General features: G+C 58.5%; 11 protein-coding genes. 5 read left to right on the plus strand and 6 right to left on the minus strand.

Going from position 1 to position 15,916, the window contains the following annotated elements; genetic code table 11:
* Positions 1-135: 135 nt before the first annotated feature.
* Entirely contained in the window at positions 136-978 is an 843-nt protein-coding gene (gene pcaR, locus AC1DIH_RS19765; RefSeq protein ID WP_103315440.1) for a pca regulon transcriptional regulator PcaR, read from the minus strand.
* Between the two features lie 714 nt (positions 979-1,692).
* Here pcaR and AC1DIH_RS19770 point away from each other — a divergent pair.
* Both AC1DIH_RS19770 and AC1DIH_RS19775 read left to right on the plus strand, forming a co-directional pair.
* Complete coding sequence (locus tag AC1DIH_RS19770) at positions 1,693-1,893, plus strand: hypothetical protein (RefSeq protein ID WP_019692194.1); 201 nt, start codon at positions 1,693-1,695, stop codon at positions 1,891-1,893.
* A 376-nt stretch (positions 1,894-2,269) separates the two neighbouring features.
* Positions 2,270-3,745 carry an inorganic phosphate transporter gene (locus AC1DIH_RS19775; protein WP_477768704.1) on the plus strand — a complete coding sequence of 492 codons (1,476 nt, stop codon included), beginning with the start codon at positions 2,270-2,272 and terminating at the stop codon, positions 3,743-3,745.
* Positions 3,746-4,462: 717 nt separating this feature from the next.
* On the opposite strand, the gene ccoM is transcribed toward AC1DIH_RS19775, so the two are convergent.
* From ccoM to AC1DIH_RS19790, 3 genes are all read right to left on the minus strand, one after another.
* Entirely contained in the window at positions 4,463-4,579 is a 117-nt protein-coding gene (gene ccoM / locus AC1DIH_RS19780) for a cytochrome c oxidase subunit CcoM (RefSeq protein WP_007926603.1), read from the minus strand.
* A 145-nt stretch (positions 4,580-4,724) separates the two neighbouring features.
* Positions 4,725-4,886: a hypothetical protein gene (locus AC1DIH_RS19785; protein WP_007906621.1), complete on the minus strand. Its 162-nt coding sequence runs from the start codon at positions 4,884-4,886 to the stop codon at positions 4,725-4,727.
* Between the two features lie 147 nt (positions 4,887-5,033).
* Positions 5,034-5,375 (minus strand): aspartate-semialdehyde dehydrogenase, encoded by a 342-nt coding sequence (locus AC1DIH_RS19790; protein ID WP_477772975.1) that lies wholly within the window; start codon positions 5,373-5,375, stop codon positions 5,034-5,036.
* 235 nt (positions 5,376-5,610) lie between these two features.
* On the opposite strand from AC1DIH_RS19790, the gene rapA reads away from it, so the two are divergent.
* The gene (rapA, locus tag AC1DIH_RS19795; RefSeq protein WP_477772976.1) at positions 5,611-8,457 is read left to right on the plus strand and encodes an RNA polymerase-associated protein RapA; all 2,847 of its coding nucleotides are present in this window, start codon (positions 5,611-5,613) and stop codon (positions 8,455-8,457) included.
* Between the two features lie 201 nt (positions 8,458-8,658).
* On the opposite strand, the gene AC1DIH_RS19800 is transcribed toward rapA, so the two are convergent.
* On the minus strand, positions 8,659-10,008 hold the full coding sequence (locus tag AC1DIH_RS19800) for a spinster family MFS transporter (protein WP_477772977.1): 1,350 nt from the start codon (positions 10,006-10,008) through the stop codon (positions 8,659-8,661).
* 295 nt (positions 10,009-10,303) lie between these two features.
* Here AC1DIH_RS19800 and AC1DIH_RS19805 point away from each other — a divergent pair, with 295 nt between their 5' ends.
* Positions 10,304-12,589 carry a putative bifunctional diguanylate cyclase/phosphodiesterase gene (locus tag AC1DIH_RS19805; protein ID WP_477772978.1) on the plus strand — a complete coding sequence of 762 codons (2,286 nt, stop codon included), beginning with the start codon at positions 10,304-10,306 and terminating at the stop codon, positions 12,587-12,589.
* Here the strand turns inward: AC1DIH_RS19805 and AC1DIH_RS19810 are convergent.
* Entirely contained in the window at positions 12,480-13,376 is an 897-nt protein-coding gene (locus AC1DIH_RS19810) for an NAD(P)-dependent oxidoreductase (protein ID WP_477772979.1), read from the minus strand. The two genes, AC1DIH_RS19805 and AC1DIH_RS19810, sit on opposite strands and share 110 nt — an antisense overlap.
* A gap of 195 nt (positions 13,377-13,571) precedes the next feature.
* Here AC1DIH_RS19810 and AC1DIH_RS19815 point away from each other — a divergent pair, with 195 nt between their 5' ends.
* Positions 13,572-15,749 (plus strand): hypothetical protein, encoded by a 2,178-nt coding sequence (locus tag AC1DIH_RS19815; protein ID WP_054596021.1) that lies wholly within the window; start codon positions 13,572-13,574, stop codon positions 15,747-15,749.
* Positions 15,750-15,916: the final 167 nt, after the last annotated feature.

Here is a 15,916-nt window from a genome sequence, read left to right on the forward strand (position 1 = left end):
CTTCATTATTATTCGGTCGTCTTCCGGCGCCTGGCACAGTGGCCAACAGCAGCGGATGACGCTGCCGCGACATTAATGAGGCAAGGGAAACAGCGTCAATTCGTCAAACGCGACTCTGTGCGTTTACCGAACAGCTTACGCAAACAGCTGGGCGCTCAACTCACGGCTGGCACTCAACAACCCGGGCAAAAAGCGCTGCTCCAGTTCGTTGCGGCTGACCCGTCCGGCGTGGGTGCTGACATTCAGCGCAGCCAGCACCTGACCGGAGGCGTCGTACACCGGAACGGCAATCGAGCGCAGGCCTTGCTCGAGTTCCTGGTCGACAATGCACCAGCCTTGCTGCCGAACTTCCTGGAGACATTCGAGCAACGACTCGCGTGTATGCAGGGTGCGGCTGGTCTTGGCCTGCAATTCGGCATGTTCGAGGTAATCGTGCAACGATGCATCGTCCAGCGCGGCCAGAAGAATCCGCCCCATGGAGGTGCAATAAGCCGGCAACCGCCCGCCCACCGACAGATCGACGGAAATCAAACGCTGGGTCGTGGCCGAACGGGCAATGTACAAGATGTCATCCCCTTCCAGCGTGGCCATGTTGCACGCCTCGTGCAGTTGTTCGCTCATGCGGTCCAGATACGGCTGGGCCGATACCGCCAGTGGCGTCGAGGACAGATAGGCATGACCAAGGGTCAGGACTTTGGGTAGCAGCGAATAGGTTCGGCCATCGGTGGTTGCGTAGCCGAGCTTGATCAGCGTATGCAGGCAACGGCGTACGGCCGCGCGGGGAATTTCCGTACGGTGGCTGATTTGCGCGATGGTCAGATGCCGCTTGCGCTCCTGGAAGGCTTGCACCACCGCCAGGCCGCGGGCCAGGGAAGTCATGAAGTCCGGATCGCCCGTGAACGCCTGAATCCGCTTGGCCGGCGAAGCAACGATCGGCGGCGCCGCTGAAGCAAAGGAATTGCGCAATTGATCGTTCATTTCAGGTCATTCCCCAGAGTTCGATAGCTATTACAAGCTGCTCCGGAGCTTGTGTACAAGCATCGGCAGCCAAGGTTGGGCGATTATCGAACCATTAATCGATAATCGAAATCAACTGACGCACGACCGAATGGTATGAGGACTGCGGTACATTTTCCGATAAGACCGGGAACCGCTCATTACAAATTTTGTACACTTTAGCTGACACTGAATAACAACCACGTTCTAATCCACTCAACTTGTACGACTTAATGGCGTCAGGAAACAGGCTTGATAAAGACATTGCCCAAAAGTGCACTGCGCACACGACTTGCGGGTAACAAAACAAATTCACAGAACGAAGCACTTTTAAGTTATTCGAGATAGTGTTCTGCCAATCGGCCGCTATAATGCAACTCAGTGATGACCGTGCTTGTTGGCAACTACGGGATCCAATCACTCAGGCAGCGCAAGGTTTGAACCCCGCTTCCTGCTGGCAAACGCCTGACGCTCATTTCGAATGCCCGACCCATGCGTTTGCAAAAAAAACAAAGAAACTGATGCTACGTCAGTGGTTCTGCTCTGGTGCCGTGGCCGCCTGCACGAAGGAAGCTGTCAAGCACAACGCTGTCGCAATGGGTGTCTTCCCGGGCACTCTGCTCGAGACGCGTGTGACCGACACAACGAAAGCAGTGCGTATCACCAGAATTTATCTCAACTCAATTAGGTAACACTGTGACGAAAGAAGAACTGCGCGCGGAACTTGAGCGCCAGGAACAACGTTACAAGGAAGTTTACGGCGGGGAAGTCACCACCTACGCCGCTCAGCCCGACCCGGAACGCAAACCTTGGCGTAAACGCGCCAGCATCCTCGATCAGGCCTTTACCCAGGAACTGCAGAAGATGGAAAAGGAACTCAAAGCCGAAGAGCCATAATCGCGAAGGTTTGAGTTTTCAGGGCCTGCGTCACCTTCAGCTACACGCTGAATGAATTGGCGTCCCATATCACGCCTGCCAAAAGCTGGCGATTGTCACCTCACTCCTACCGGATGAGGTTATTGGCGCTTTGCTGGCCCTCCTTACAGATATTTCACACACACCGTTCGGCCTCCCATCTAAGTCGCTGAAATGCCGGCGCGCGCCACAACACCCAATGAAATCAACGGTTTGAAAAACCTACGACAACGCTGGGACTTAGGGCCTTGTTACACACTAAATCGTTGAAGAATGTAACCGATGAGCAGCAAGTGCATTGATTTGCGGGGTTTTCTGGCATAATCGCGCCCCCTTATGACCGGGTCAGAAAACCTTCATGATCGATTTATTCAGCGGACTGGATGCTTGGGTGCTTGTGAGCCTCTTGCTCGCCCTGGCCTTTGTCCTCGCCTTCGAGTTCATCAACGGCTTTCATGACACCGCTAACGCGGTAGCCACTGTTATCTACACCAAAGCCATGCCGCCTCATCTGGCAGTGTTCTTTTCCGGTGTGTTCAATTTCCTCGGCGTGTTGCTGGGCGGCGTTGGCGTGGCGTATGCCATCGTCCACCTGTTGCCGGTGGAGCTACTGATCAATGTGAATACCGGCCACGGGCTGGCGATGGTGTTCTCGTTGCTCGCTGCAGCCATCACCTGGAACCTGGGGACCTGGTACTTCGGTATCCCGGCCTCGAGCTCCCATACCCTGATCGGTTCGATCCTCGGTGTGGGTCTGGCGAACGCCCTGATCAACGACATTCCATTGGCTGACGGTGTCAACTGGCAGAAAGCGATCGATATCGGCGCCTCGCTGGTGTTCTCGCCATTAGCCGGCTTCCTGGTAGCCGCGCTGGTGCTGATTGGCCTGAAATGGTGGCGTCCGCTGTCCAAGATGCACAAGACACCGGAGCAACGCCGCAAGCTTGACGACAAGAAACACCCACCGTTCTGGAACCGCCTGGTTCTGGTGATCTCGGCAATGGCTGTCAGCTTTGTTCACGGCTCCAACGATGGCCAGAAAGGCATCGGCCTGATCATGCTGGTATTGATCGGTATCGTGCCGGCCCAGTTCGTACTCGACCTGAGCAGCACCACCTACCAGATTGAGCGGACTCGCGATGCGACCCTGCACCTGAGCCAGTTCTATAAGCGCAATGCCGATACCCTGGGCGAGTTCCTGGCCTTGGGCAAAAGCCTGGATGGCGATTTGCCGGAGAAATTCCGCTGCAATCCGCAACAGACCGAACCGACCATCACCGCCCTGCTCGGCACCCTCAAGGGTGTAGCGGACTACCACTCGCTGTCGCAAGAAAGCCGCATTGAGGTGCGTCGCTACCTGCTCTGCCTGGACGATACGGCGAAAAAGGTCGGCAAGTTGCCTGGCCTCGATGCCCGCGAAAAGGCTGACCTGGACAAACTGCGCAAAGACCTGACCACCACCACCGAATATGCCCCGTTCTGGGTGATTCTGGCGGTCGCCCTGGCACTCGGCCTGGGCACCATGGTTGGCTGGAAACGCGTGGTACTGACCATCGGCGAGAAAATCGGCAAGCAAGGCATGACTTACGCTCAAGGCATGTCGGCACAAATCACCACGGCGGGCATGATCGGCCTGGCGAACATCTTCAGCCTCCCGGTATCGACCACCCACGTGCTGTCTTCGGGTGTGGCCGGGACCATGATCGCCAACAAAAGCGGCCTGCAAGGCGGCACCGTGAAAACCATCCTGCTGGCCTGGGTCCTGACCCTGCCGGCAACGGTGGCCCTGTCGGCCGGCCTGTTCTGGCTGGCATCGAAGGCACTCGGCAGCTGATTTATAGCCGAATCAAAAAAGCGCGCCCTCCTGGAGGTCGCGCTTTTTTTATGCCTGCAGGATTTGCAAGGATTTGATGATCGTTTCCACGTCGTTTCACAGCGTGACGCAGAGCGTCACAGGATGCATTCCTTTGCTGCGCGTGGGAACAATCAAATCTAAAGTCGTGCATGCCCCAACCACTCAGGCCGGCCGGTAGGCCGCCGTGCTGTTGATCTTGATCCACCCGCCCCTATCGGGAGGCCGAGTGGAGGTGTTCATCAGGGGGTGGGCGCGCAGCGCCGTACGGCGCAGCCGGACACATCGAGAGGAGGTCGTCGCGAAGCAGACCGTAGGCGATGCCCCCTGATGGACACGTCGCCGTCAGGGCGAAACCGTAAGTGGCCGTTACCGCAGGAATGGATATGTACACCTGCAAGAGATTGGTCGGCTGTCAGGCCGCCTTCGTGAGCAAGCCCGCTCCCACAGTAGAACTGTGTACATTTGCAAGAGATTGGTCGGCTGTCAGGCCGCCATCGCAGGCAAGCCAGCTCCCACAGTTGAACGGTGTACATTCGCAAGAGATAGGCCGGCTTTCAGGCCGCCTTCGCGAGCAAGCCCGCTCCCACAGTGGATCGAGTACACCTGCAAACGCTGACCCGGCAAGAAACCGCAGGCAAAAAAAAGGGCGACCGAAGTCGCCCAAAATGCCTTGCGTGCTCGTGCTTCCAGAAAGACCTAAGGCTTTTTGCGCTTATGTGCGTCTTTCCAGATAAAAAATCCAAACCCGGCAAAAAACAGAACCATGAGGCCGACTGTCAGCACTCCGGCGATCACCACATTGTCGAAAAACATGACTGGCCTCCTGCACTTGCCCTGTTGCGATGGGGCTAAGTTAACCAATCGGGCGCAGAAGAAAATTGACCGGGATCAATGCCGCCCAAGACCGGGCGTAAAAGGAAGGGGAATAACTGACCTGCATCAATGGAAACAGGGAGGATCAACGCTTTTTCGGTTTGTTTTTCGGCTTTTTCTTCGCTTTACCCAACGGCATGGCCTGCTCGAAAGCCTGGCGCACTTCGTTCAGGCGCTTTTCATTGAGGTCATGCACGCGCTTGGCACGCTCGGTGTTGAGGTCGATCAGCTTGTCGTCTTGGCTCATGGCGTGGCTTACATCTTCAAGGTCAATACAGGCGTAGCACAGTGACCACCGTCACCCTGCCCGCTCGCGGTTTGCCAATAATGCGGCCAATGGCCGGCGCTGACCAGCCGCCAGCAGCATCAGAGCACAACAAAAAGTGTGTAAGCGTCAGACCTCGATATCAACCCACAACCCCTGGCGCGGCTGATCGTCTATCAGCGGGACCACAGGCACCGTGTTGTCGGCGTTCAACTCGTCACCCGGTACGGCCAGGTGCTCTTCAGGGTCATCTTCGGCTTCGCGGCGTCGCTTGTCGCGTTCTTGCCGACGCCGCTGCTCTTCGCGCAACAACTGCGCCGACTCTTCTGCATGGCGCTTGTGCAGGTCGATCGTACTTTCGCTGGAGCTCGCCTCCACCGGCACCACCGGCGGAATATCCGGCCGCTGGCGGACTGGATCCTGCTGGGAAGTAATCGGCACGGCACTCAAGGGGAGCATCGGTGGCAGCATGGTTATTAGTCTCCTGACCGCAGGCTGTCGGCTGCTCGGGCGGCGACTTGAGCCACCGGTCGCAAACTTGCGAGCCAACGCAAACATAGGAGCAGCCCAGGGCTGCAATCTTTTCAGGCCTCGAAGATCAAAAACGCGGCCCGAACCTTCGCCAGCTCCTACGTGAGTAATCCTTTGGCCCCGAAGGTTCATTCCGTTAAGATAGCCCGCTTTTTCAAGGTGGGAGTCAGGCAGCATGGCGCAGCAGTATCAACCGGGGCAACGCTGGATTAGTGACAGCGAAGCCGAGCTAGGTCTAGGCACCGTTCTGGCACAGGACGGTCGCTTGCTGACCGTGCTCTATCCGGCCACTGGCGACACTCGCCAGTACGCGCTACGGAATGCGCCCCTCACTCGCGTGAGGTTTTCGCCGGGTGACATGATCACTCACTTCGAAGGCTGGAAAATGACCGTGCGCGAAGTCGACGACGTCGACGGCCTGCTGGTCTACCACGGGCTCAACGCGCAGAACGAAGTAGTGACGCTGCCTGAGACCCAACTGTCGAACTTCATCCAGTTCCGTCTGGCCAGCGACCGTTTGTTCGCCGGGCAGATCGACCCACTGGCCTGGTTCTCCCTGCGTTACCACACCCTGGAACACACCAGCCGCCAGTTGCAATCCTCGCTCTGGGGCCTGGGTGGCGTGCGTGCGCAGCCGATCGCTCACCAATTGCACATCGCCCGTGAAGTCGCTGACCGTATCGCGCCGCGGGTTCTGCTGGCGGACGAAGTCGGTTTGGGCAAAACCATCGAAGCCGGTCTGGTGATCCATCGCCAACTGCTCTCGGGCCGCGCCAACCGCGTGCTTATCCTGGTGCCGGAAAACCTCCAGCACCAATGGCTGGTGGAAATGCGCCGTCGTTTCAACCTGCAAGTCGCACTGTTCGACGAAGAACGCTTCATCGAAAGCGATGCCGGCAACCCGTTCGAAGACACCCAGCTCGCACTGGTCGCTCTGGAATGGCTGGTGGACGACGAAAAGGCCCAGGACGCGCTGTTCGCTGCCGGTTGGGACCTGCTGGTGGTCGACGAAGCACACCACCTGGTGTGGCACGAAGATCAGGTCAGCCCTGAGTACTCGCTGGTCGAGCAACTCGCGGAAACCATTCCCGGCGTGCTGCTGCTGACCGCGACCCCTGAGCAATTGGGCCAGGACAGCCACTTCGCACGCCTGCGCCTGCTCGATCCAAACCGTTTCCACGACCTGAAAGCCTTCCGCGCCGAGAGCGAAAACTATCGCCCGGTGGCCGAAGCCGTTCAGGAGTTGATGGACCAGGGGCGCTTGTCCCCGACCGCACACAAAACCATCCAGGGTTTCCTCGGTGATGAAGGCGAAGCGCTGCTGACTGCCGTCAACGCTGGCGACGCCGAGGCCAGCGCTCGTCTGGTCCGCGAATTGCTGGACCGCCATGGCACCGGCCGCGTGCTGTTCCGTAACACTCGCGCTGCGGTGCAAGGTTTCCCGGAACGCAAACTGCACCCGTACCCGCTGCCGTGCCCGGACGAATACCTCGAACTGCCGCTGGGCGAACACGCCGAGCTGTACCCGGAAGTCAGCTTCCAGGCGCAACCGGATATCGATGAAGAACAACGCTGGTGGCGTTTCGACCCAAGGGTCGAATGGCTGATCGATCAGTTGAAAATGCTCAAGCGCACCAAAGTGCTGGTGATCTGTGCCCACGCCGAAACCGCGATGGACCTGGAAGACGCCCTGCGCGTACGTTCCGGCATCCCGGCCACGGTGTTCCACGAAGGCATGAACATTCTCGAGCGTGACCGCGCGGCGGCTTACTTCGCTGACGAAGAATTCGGTGCCCAGGTACTGATCTGCTCGGAAATCGGCAGTGAAGGTCGCAACTTCCAGTTCTCCCACCACTTGGTGCTGTTCGACCTGCCATCGCACCCGGACCTGCTGGAACAGCGGATCGGGCGTCTGGACCGGATCGGTCAGAAGCACGTCATCGAGCTGCACGTGCCGTACCTGGAAACCAGCCCGCAAGAGCGCCTGTTCCAGTGGTATCACGAAGCGCTGAACGCGTTCCTCAATACCTGCCCGACCGGCAACGCCTTGCAGCATCAGTTCGGCCCGCGCCTGCTGCCGCTGCTGGAAAACGCCGATGACGGCGAGTGGCAAGCGCTGATCGACGAAGCCCGTACCACCCGTGAAAACCTCGAAGCCGAGTTGCACAGTGGCCGTGACCGCCTGCTGGAACTCAACTCCGGTGGCGCGGGCGAAGGTGACGCGCTGGTTGAGGCGATCCTTGAGCAAGACGATCAGTTCGCCCTGCCGATCTACATGGAAACCCTGTTTGACGCGTTCGGCATCGACAGCGAAGACCATTCGGAAAACGCGCTGATCCTCAAGCCGAGCGAAAAAATGCTCGACGCCAGCTTCCCGCTGGGCGACGACGAAGGCGTGACCATCACCTACGACCGCAACCAGGCGCTGTCTCGCGAAGACATGCAATTCATTACCTGGGAGCACCCGATGGTTCAGGGCGGCATGGACCTGGTCCTGTCCGGCTCGATGGGCAACACCGCCGTGGCGCTGATCAAGAACAAGGCACTCAAGCCTGGCACCGTGTTGCTGGAACTGCTCTATGTCAGTGAAGTGGTTGCCCCGCGTTCGCTGCAACTGGGCCGTTACCTGCCGCCGGCCGCGCTGCGCTGCCTGCTCGATGCCAATGGCAACGACCTGTCGAGCCGTGTCTCGTTCGAGACCCTCAACGACCAGCTCGAAAGCGTGCCACGCGCCAGCGCCAACAAGTTTGTCCAGGCCCAGCGTGATCAGCTGACACCGCGCATCAATGCCGGTGAAGAGAAGATCACTCCGCGCCACGCCGAACGTGTAGCCGAAGCGCAACGCCGCCTGGCCGCCGACACCGAAGAAGAACTGGCGCGCCTGACCGCCCTGCAAGCGGTCAACCCGACCGTGCGCGACAGCGAACTGGTTGCCCTGCGCCAGCAGCGCGAGCAAGGCCTGGCCATGCTCGACAAAGCGGCACTGCGACTGGAAGCGATCCGGGTGCTGGTGGCGGGTTAAGCCCTCCTCTACCCCGCTAAAATAAAGAAGGCCCGCAGCGATGCGGGCCTTTTTTTCTGCTTGATTTTAGTGGTGTTGCTGATGACCTCATCGTGAGCAGGCTCGCTCCCACATTTGATTGGTAGTGTTCACAAATGTCGTGTTCACAGGTGTTCCCGGGTGGGAGCGAGCCGGCTCCGGGCGGCGATCCGACGATGGCGATCAGGCAGTCGCCACCGCAATCCCGGGCTCAACCACCGCTACCAATCCCTCCTTCATCCGCTTCGCATCCCGCACAAAACACCGCGAAGCCAGGAACAGAAACACCGTGGTGGCAAACAACGCCACCGGAATCAGGTACATCGCGTCATGCAGCCCTGCCGCCTTGAAGGCCTCGCTCATTTGCTCGGCCCCGGCCGCCAGCATTGCGCTTTGGGCAAAGTGATCGGACAAAGCGCCGACCACCACCGGCCCCAAACCACCGCCCAACAGGTAGAGTCCCGCAAAAAACAACGCCATCGCCGTGGCGCGCAAGCGCGGTTCGACCACATCCTGAATCGCCGTGTAAACGCAGGTATAAAAGTTGTAGGCAAACAACCAGCCGACGCTGAACACGACGACGAACACACCGATTTCAATCCGTCCGGCATGCAGTGCCCACGCGGTGCACAGGGTCGAGATGATCAGGCTGAACGCGGCAAACAGCAGCCGACCATTGGCCACCCGCAGGTGAATCTTGTCAGCCACCCAGCCGCCCAGCGTCAGGCCAAACAAGCCGGTCACACCGACGATCACCCCGGTGGCCACCGCCGCTTGCTGCAATGGCATCTGAAAATAGCGCTGCAACATCGGCACCAGAAACGAGTTACAGGCATAGGTGGCGAAGTTGAAACACAGCCCCGCCATCACCAGCCAGAGGAACGTTGGAATCGCCAGCACCCGGCGAATCGGCCGATCCACCCGCTCTTGGGACACGCGCACGGTTTCCGCCGCGCCGCGCTGGGGTTCCTTGATGAAGAACATGAAGATCGCCAGGATCAAACCCGGGATCGCCGCGATAAAAAACGGTGCTCGCCAACTGTCGAACGCCTTGACCATCGCGCCAATGGTGAAAAACGCCAGCAACAGGCCCAGTGGCAAACCGAGCATGAAGATTCCCATGGCCCGCGCCCGACGGTGTGCCGGGAACAAATCACCGATCAGCGAATTGGCGGCCGGCGCATAGCTGGCTTCACCGATGCCGATTCCCATGCGCACGATCAGGAAACTCCAGAAACTCCCCACCAGGCCGTTGACAGCGGTCAACCCGCTCCAGACCGCCAACCCCCAGCCCATCAGCTTGCTGCGCGAACCGGTGTCAGCCAGCCGTCCTAACGGCAGACCGGCAATGGCATAAACAATCGTGAATGCCGTACCGATGATCCCCAGTTGAAAGTCGCTGAGGTGCCATTCCATGCGGATTGGCTCGATGATGATCGCCGGGATCGTGCGATCGAAGAAGTTGAACAGATTGGCCAGAAACAGCAGGAACAGAATGCGCCAGGCATTCGCCGCTTGGGTCGAGTTCTGCATGGGTCCGTCTCTTTTATTGTTATGAGGGCTTCACTGCCGACGGCATTCGAGCCCGGAACCCGCAATCTAGTCAGCGCCATGGATGCTGTCTGTCATTATTCGTCAGGCTGATACCCGCCCATGACAACCAACGCCGCGCGCGTGACAATTTATGTCTAAGCGCTCCCCGCCTTATTGCAAAATCATTAGTGCCAATGTGCCACTATTCCTTGCGCTCCGTGCATGGCCTCTATACTCCAGGCATTCGCCAGCGTTCATGGCGCCGGCAGAGAATGACTCAAAGACGGGGCATGCTATGGAGTGGCCTGGTTTGCATTTCATTACCGAGCTGCCAGAGAGCAGCGGGCAAGTCGTCCTCAATTGCACTCATAACCCCTTTCTGGTGCTACTGGCCTATCTGGTTGCCTGTGCAGCCAGCTTCGCCACGCTGGACATGGCCGAACGCGTCGGTCACGCCGAAAATCCCGCCTCTCAACGGCTCTGGCGCTGGGTCGGTGCCTGCTGCCTGTCGGGCGGTATCTGGGCCATGCACTTCATCAGCATGCTGGCGTTCCAGGCCCCCATCGACATCCATTACGACTTGCCAGCCACCCTGCTTTCCCTGTTGATCGCCTTTATTGCAGCCTTTGTCGCGATGAACACCCTGAGCAATGCTCAACTGAACGTTCGGCAATACGTGCAAACCTCGATCTGCATCGGACTGGGCATCGCCACTATGCATTACGTGGGTATGACAGCGATGCGTTCGAACGCCGTGGCCCACTACCAGCCAATGGTGTTCGGCCTGTCGGTCCTTATCGCTATCGGTGCCAGCGCCATTGCCTTGCTGCTGTCGCATGGTCTGCGCAACGGCGGCGGCATCGCTCATCAGGTACTCAAATACACCGCCAGCCTGGTGCTCGGCGCCGGCATCGTGAGCATGCACTTCACCGGCATGCAGTCCATGAGCCTGGTGTTGCCGACCGGCGTCCCCATGCAACTGTCGGTCGACAACGACCACCTGCAACTGGCGCTGACGATTGCGCTGATCGCGCTGCTGGTCATCGGCAGCTGCATCAGCGCCGCCCTGGCCGACAAAAAACTGCAGCACAAGGACCATGACCTGCGCCGGGTCAACGCGCTGCTCAGTCAACTGGATCAGGCGCGCATGTCGCTGCAACAAGTGGCGCACTACGACCCCCTGACCAACTTGATCAACCGCCGCGGCTTCAATCAGATCTTCGCCGAAAAGCTCATCGAAAAAAGCACCCATGGCGGCATGCTGGCGGTGATGTTTCTGGACATCGATCACTTCAAGCGGATCAACGACAGCCTCGGTCATGACGCCGGTGACGAGCTGTTGAAAGTGCTCGCCAACCACATCAAAAGCTCGACCCGCAGCCACGACGATGTAGTCGCGCGGTTTGGCGGCGATGAGTTCTGCATTCTGATCAACCTGCGTGAGCGCGACGAAGCACGGCACATGGCCCAGCGCATCATGCAAAAGATGAAGGAGCCAATCGAGTTGGCCGGCAGGCGCATGGTCATGACCACCAGCATCGGTATCAGTGTGTTCCCTGACGACGGCGAAACCTGCGAGGAACTGTTGAAACACGCCGACCTGGCGCTGTACCAATCCAAGGGCAACGGCCGAAACGGCCTGCAGTTCTTCAGTTCCAACCTGAAAACCAAAGCGACGATGGCGCTGCAGCTCGAAGAAGAACTGCGCAATGCCTTACGCGACAAAACCGGGTTGATGCTCTATTACCAGCCGATCTATGACCTCAAAAGCGGCCAGGTCACCAAACTGGAAGCGCTGATCCGCTGGCAGCACCCGGTGCACGGCTTGCTCGCACCTGACCGTTTCATCGCGATTGCCGAAGCCAATGGCTTGATCGCCGAACTCGACAACTGGGTGCTGCGCAAAGCCTGCGAAGACCTGAGCGAGCTGTCCACGCACGGCTGCGAGTCGTTGAAAATCGCCGTGAACTGCTCACCTCTCAATCTCGCTCGCGAAGAGCTTGTCGAAGAAGTCGAAAGTGCACTGCGAGCAGCCGGCGTCTCACCGCAGAGGCTGGAACTGGAGGTCACGGAAAACGCACTGATGGGCAATATTGCCAATACGCTGGTACTACTGCGCAAGATTCGCGCGCTCGGTGTTTCGCTGTCGATCGACGACTTCGGCACCGGTTATTCGTCGTTGGCCTACCTCAAGCGTCTGCCGCTGAACACCCTGAAAATCGACCGTTCGTTTATCCAGGACATCCCCAAGGCCACTCAGGACATGGAGATCGTCCAGGCCATTATCGTCATGGCCCACACCCTGCATTTGCAGGTGGTGACCGAAGGGGTCGAAACCCTGGAGCAGTACCAGTTTCTCGAATGTTTCGGTTGCGACTTTGTTCAAGGTTATCTATTGAGCCGCCCGGTACCTCTGGCTGAATTACGTCCGGTACTGAACGAAATCAACCAGCGCAAACACGCACACGCCATCAATTCTTTGAATCTGGTTCGCGGTACAGATGGATTAGTGTCGCGGGATCCTTTTCCAGATAGCCCTGACCACCATGCAGGCGCATCAACTGCGCGGCCAGTCCACTGATAGGCGTCGCCGAGCCCTGCTCGCGGGAAAATTTCACGGCGCCATCCAGGTCCTTGAGCAGCGTTCGAACATGCCATTTTATGGGTTCGAAACGGCTCTCGGCCATTTGCGGGGCAAGTATCTGCAAGGGTTTAGAGTCGGCAAACCCGCCGCTCAATGCTTCGGCCAGCAGGCTCGCATCCACGCCTGAACGTTCGGCCAACGCCACCACTTCAGCGATCACCAACGCATTGCAGGCAACGATCATCTGATTGCAGGCCTTGGTCACTTGCCCTGCGCCGACCGCGCCCATGTGCGTGACCCGTTGGCCAAGACTCGACAACACCGGGCGCACACGCTCGACATCGGCTGACTCACCACCGACCATGATCGCCAGGCTTGCAGTCTCGGCCCCCGCCACACCACCGGACACCGGCGCATCCAGCCAGCCCATGCCGGTACGGCTGGCCAACTCGGCAGCCATTTCCCGCGTCGCCGTGGGCTCCAGGCTGGAAAAGTCCACCAGCAACTGGCCGGTTTTCGCTCCAGACGCCACGCCATCCGCACCGAACACGACCTCGCGCACCACCTCGGTATTGGCCAGGCACAACATCACCAGATCGGTGTGCTGACACAGCTCGGCAGGTGTGGCCACTTGTCGCGCTCCGGCCTCGACCAAGGGGGCGCACTTGTCGGGGTTGCGGTTCCAGACGGTCAGTGGATAGCCCGCAGCCAACAAGCGCCGGCACATCGGTAAACCCATCAAGCCGATTCCAGCAAACGCGAGCGAAGGTAACGTAGCCATCAATTTGCCTCTGTTTGATTAAAGATCGCCAAATTTTGGCCGATTCATCATGACTCAGGAAAGGATTCCCCCTAGCGATACTCAGGTAAAGCCCTATCGCTGGGGACAATATCGCGCTGTAAAGTCGCGAGCTTCTTATTCGTGATGGCTTGATGACATCTCGCCACCGAACCAACCAGTCCAGGCACATGGCGCACAATGACTTCTAAAAATAATCCTGCCCCAGCGGTATCCGAACTGACGCTCACCGCCGCCACGGATAAACCCTCAGTCCCGAAGCCATTGACCAGCTCGCGCCCGCTTGCGACCCAGCAGTACCTGTACTTTACCGAGACCAACACCGATCGCATCCTCGACAACCTCGATGGCCTGCGCGATCTGGTGTTCCCCAAGCCGCCGCACCTGGAGGACGCCCACGAACTGCATCAGCAGGAATTCCCCTCGGTATGCCTGATCGGTCTGGGCCGCTGCGGTTCGAACATTGCGCTGGACGTTGCGGAGCTGGTGTACAACGCCCGCAAGTTCTACCTCAACGAGTTCAACAACGAAGACAAGCCCTATGCTGAAAAGGGCTACAGCCCTGCGCAATGGATTCGTAACAACCTCAAACTGGGTGTCGGCAAGGCCACCAAACCGGTGTTCCTGGTCGAGCCGCTGGTGATGCTCGGCGATCTCGACAAAGACATTGCCGGACGTATCCGTTTCTCGCGCAAGGGCGAAAAAAGCGGCTTCCTGCGCGACTACAGCAAAATGAAGATCATGGACCTCTCGGAAGTCCACGCCGGTGGCGCCGGTAACGCGCCGATCCTCGGCCAGTACCTGGCGAAGATCATCCTGAACAAAGACACCCAGCGTTTCTCCAGCCCTGACTGGAAAATGATCCACTCGTACCTGATCGACAGCTGTGGCATCAAGGCCAACCAGTCGCGCCTGTACTTCTCGATCTTCAGCGCCGGCGGCGGTACCGGTTCGGGCATGGCCTCGGAGTTCGGGCTGGCTCAGCAACACTCGTACATGAACAAGACGTTCGACACCAAACCGGTGGACGAACACGATAGCAAGAGCGGCCACTCCTTCGTTTTCGAGCCGATCTTCACCAGCGGCATTTGCGTACTGCCGAACATTTCCGATCACCGCAGTGAAATGTCTGAAGCGCTGCACATCAACGCCGGCCGCCTGTTGTGCAAGTACCTCTCGGAAGAATGGGATTTCTCGTACAACTTCGCCAATGAAGACAGCAGCGAAGCCAGCGTCATGGGCCGCATCCGCCCATGGAACGCGATGATGCTGATCTCCAACGACATCATGCGTTATGCCGAAGAGAACGATGACGGCAATATCCAGAACATTGATGTCAATGCCATGGAAAAGCACGCCAACCAGTACATCTCGCAGCAGATCTTCAACATTCTGACAGCCCAGGCAGTCACCACCGACTACGACCAGAACTACTTCCGTCGGGCCGGGATCGACATCGGCGAAACCATTCGCCTGGACGCCAACGACCTGTTCATGAGTCTGGCCGGGCCAGTGGCGATTGCCTACGCCGAGTCGGTGGTGCCAGAACAACCGGCGCCGAGCAGCGACAAGTTCAAGGTCTTCGACAAAGAGCCACAGCGCCTGAATATCGACGACCTGTTCTTCCGCTCCATCGACCTGCCGCACTTCAACAAAGTGACCCAGGCCATCGAAGGCATCAGCCTGTTGCCGATCGAGTCCAAGCGCTATCGTGCGTCGCTGGAGCAATACAAGAACTCGGGTTACGACGCCGCCGCGCTGCATGACCTGCACTTCTTCAAGAATTGCTCGTCGGTGGTGTCGATCGTGTCGCTGCCCAAGGATTACAAGCTGTCTTACATGGACCTGAACCGGTTGAAGACCCACCTCAACAGCCTGTTCCCCAACACCACGCTCAAGCGTTATGCGCTGGTGATCGGCGCCTCGGCCAACCTTTCGCTGACCACCCTGATCGCCAAGAGCCCGTGCCTGTCAGACGATTTCCTGACCCTGATCGTGGCGTTCATCAAGCGCTGCTTCGCACGCAATCCGTACCGTTTCGACGAAACCCTGGACAACTCGATCCTCGACTTCATCATTCATGAAGACTTCGACGAGGCCAAAATCGACGAACTGCTCAACGAGTTCGAAAACCCGGCGAAGATCCTCGACACCAACTGGTACGCGATCAAGCCGATGTACGAGAAGAAGTACCGCGAGCTGATCAACGACAAAGACAAGTTTGTCTCGATCAACGACATCCGCCTGTCGCGCGATTGCGTGAAAAAGGCCATCAAGTACCTGCGCGAGATCTACCGCCACCGCATCGGCAAGACCAAGGTCATTTCGCTGAATAACCATACGGGCAAGACGGCCTGACCGCGTCACGGCCAATCGCGAGCAGGCTCGCTCCCACAGTGATCGGTATCGAACACAAACTGTGAACGACACTGAATCCTGTGGGAGCGAGCCTGCTCGCGATGGCGGTCTGACATCCAGCGCACCACCCAAGAATTCCAACATCCAGAAACAATTAAGCAGCCATT

Source organism: Pseudomonas sp. 05N36 (assembly GCF_056397385.1).

Coding starts and splice junctions, on each gene's coding strand:
- pcaR (WP_103315440.1), bottom strand. CDS start 978: ATGAACGATCAATTGCGCAATTCCTTTGCTTCAGCGGCGCCGCCGATC.
- AC1DIH_RS19785 (WP_007906621.1), bottom strand. CDS start 4,886: ATGAGCCAAGACGACAAGCTGATCGACCTCAACACCGAGCGTGCCAAG.
- AC1DIH_RS19815 (WP_054596021.1), top strand. CDS start 13,572: ATGACTTCTAAAAATAATCCTGCCCCAGCGGTATCCGAACTGACGCTC.
- ccoM (WP_007926603.1), bottom strand. CDS start 4,579: ATGTTTTTCGACAATGTGGTGATCGCCGGAGTGCTGACAGTCGGCCTC.
- AC1DIH_RS19775 (WP_477768704.1), top strand. CDS start 2,270: ATGATCGATTTATTCAGCGGACTGGATGCTTGGGTGCTTGTGAGCCTC.
- rapA (WP_477772976.1), top strand. CDS start 5,611: ATGGCGCAGCAGTATCAACCGGGGCAACGCTGGATTAGTGACAGCGAA.
- AC1DIH_RS19805 (WP_477772978.1), top strand. CDS start 10,304: ATGGAGTGGCCTGGTTTGCATTTCATTACCGAGCTGCCAGAGAGCAGC.
- AC1DIH_RS19790 (WP_477772975.1), bottom strand. CDS start 5,375: ATGCTGCCACCGATGCTCCCCTTGAGTGCCGTGCCGATTACTTCCCAG.
- AC1DIH_RS19800 (WP_477772977.1), bottom strand. CDS start 10,008: ATGCAGAACTCGACCCAAGCGGCGAATGCCTGGCGCATTCTGTTCCTG.